Source organism: uncultured Chitinophaga sp. (assembly GCF_937898475.1).
Lineage (GTDB): Bacteria > Bacteroidota > Bacteroidia > Chitinophagales > Chitinophagaceae > Chitinophaga.
The window spans coordinates 1-2569 of the sequence record NZ_CALEJS010000044.1 but is presented as its reverse complement, the minus strand read 5'-3'; the positions used below and the strand labels follow the sequence as shown (position 1 = coordinate 2569).

Genomic DNA, 2569 nt, shown 5'->3' with positions numbered 1-2569 from the left:
CTACTGAAGCTACAGTAGGATGTATCGTAAAAGAGTTGCAGGAAGATGATGCGCAGATACTGATCGGTAAGCCCATAACGGCGACAGAGATATTTATCCTTGGCGAGGCTGGACAGCTTTGTCCTATCGGTGTGACAGGAGAGATATGCATCACAGGCGCCGGACTGGCTAAGCAATATCTCAATAACCCCGAGCTTACTGCGCAGAAGTTTATTGCTAATCCTTACAGGCCAGGCAGCCTTATGTACTGGACCGGTGATCTGGGAAGATGGCTGCCACAAGGTGAGATACAATACATTGGCAGGAAGGATGAACAGGTAAAGATCAAAGGGTATCGTATTGAACCCGGAGAAATTGAAAATGCTATTTTAACCCTGGCGGATATATCAACTGCAGTGGTAGTCACCGTTCCCAATACTGCTGGTGAGCCCGAACTGGCAACCTATTTTACCGCTAAGCGGCAGATAGATGTAGCGGAGATCCGCAGCCATCTTACAAGCTGCTTACCGGCTTATATGCTGCCGGCACATTACATGCAACTGGAGGTGCTTCCTTTAACCACCAACGGGAAGGTAGACAAAAAAATGTTGCCCCTTCCTGATGGATCCCCCTCCGCTGCGGCCTATGTAGCTCCTGCCAACGATACTGAACAACAAATTGCCCACATCTGGCAGGAGATACTAGGCAGGGAAAGAGTAGGGATCAGAGACAGCTTCTTTGATCTTGGCGGTGACTCCATCAAAATATTAAGGATGCTGGCCGCCGTCAGAAAGCAACTGAACCTTGACATACCAGTGGCAGATGTATATAAGCATCCTACTATTGAAGCGCTATTAGTAAATATCCATGCCCATAAAGATGACAGGCTGCAGCTACAGATGAAAAGACAGCAGAAAGAAGCTGAGATCAGGGCGGAGATCGAGGCACTAAAAGAAAAGATCCTTTCCACACTCAACGATACCGCGAACATAGAAGACATATACCCCATGAGCGATATTGAGAAAGGGATGGCATTTAGTTCTATGGTACACCAGGACAGCGGTATGTATCACGACCAAATGGTGCACCAGCGGCTGTTCCCCGGATTTGATATCAACAGGTTCCGGTTGGCGCTGGAACTGCTTTCAAAAAAGCATTCTATTCTCAGAACAGGCTTTAATCTCAGTGATTTTGACAGGGAAGCGCAGATTGTGTATAAAGAAGTCAGCATTGATGTTGTATACCATGATCTTTCTACCTTGAAAAGGCCACAGCAGGAAGAACAGGTGCGCCGCTTCCTGGCGGAGGAGATGAAAAAACCGTTCGATGTTAGCCGGGCGCCCCTATGGCGCATGGCAGCCTTCAACCTTGGCAATGGAGAGATCGTATTTGTATTCCAGTGCCATCACGCCATCATTGATGGATGGAGCGATGCACTCTTTATGACGGAGCTCAATAACCTGTATCTTAAACTGGCAGCAGACAGCAAGTATATTCCCGAACCACTCAAAATATCTTACAAGGACTTTATCATTCAGCATGAGCTGGATAAACAGGATCAAGGCACCCGCGATTTCTGGCAACAGGAACTACAAAATGCTGAGCGGATGGAGATTTTCGCCAATGAGCAGGATCTGCAACTGCTGCATCATCAATTGGATAAAATACTGTTAAATAAGCTGGAACAATGCGCGGCCCATCTAGGCGCCAGCGTCAAGGCAATATCCCTGAGCGCCTACCTCTACCTCCTCAAAATCCTCAACTACGATCCGTACATTCTCACGGGACTGGTTACCAATATGCGGCCAAACAGCGAGGATAGTGATAAGTTACTGGGCTGCTTCCTGAACACCATTCCTTTCAATATCCACGTAGATGAGCGGCAGACAGGGGCAGAACTAATCGCTGCCGTTCATCAGCAACTGGTCACGCTCAAGGACAGAGAAAGGCTCAGCATGTTCGAGATAGCAAGGATACACAACAAACAACAGGAAGCAGGGAATCCCTTCTTTGACGTACTATTCGACTTTGTTGACTTCCACGTATTTGATTCCGTAAAAGAAGAAGCTATTGTAGCACAGCAGCGCCAGTCGCTTTCCAGTCTTGAAGTTACAGGAGGAATAGACCTTACCAATACTTTCCTTGACTTCATGATCAACCGGACCGGTGGCAATTATGTGCTTACTCTAAGGCTGACCCGTAAGCTGAAGGCAGGACTTGGTGCTAAACAGCTGGTGGCAATGTTCTGTAGTATATTAAAACATATTGTTACCTCGCCGGAGCATCCCATTTACCAGGCGGATCACATTAATGCCCCAGAAAAACAGTTGCTGCTCAATAGGTTTAATACTATACCGGAACATTATACCGGGTATCAGCCCGTCGTTAAGTTGTTCCGCGAACAGGCGCAGCAGCTGGTGGACAAGCCGGCCCTGTTATGGGACGATCATTCACTTTCTTACAGGGAACTGAATGATGTAACGGATCGCCTGGCAGCTTACCTGTTGCATGCGTATAACATTCAGCCTGACGACCGGATAGCCCTGATGATGGATCGTTCGGATAAGCTGATCATCGCTATACTGGCTAT

Annotated in this window: 1 protein-coding gene; it reads left to right on the top strand. The window is 47.6% G+C overall.

Features of this window, described 5'->3' with window-relative positions:
* Positions 1–2569: condensation domain-containing protein (locus tag Q0577_RS27165; protein ID WP_298742036.1), on the top strand; the 2569-nt coding region annotated here is incomplete at both ends.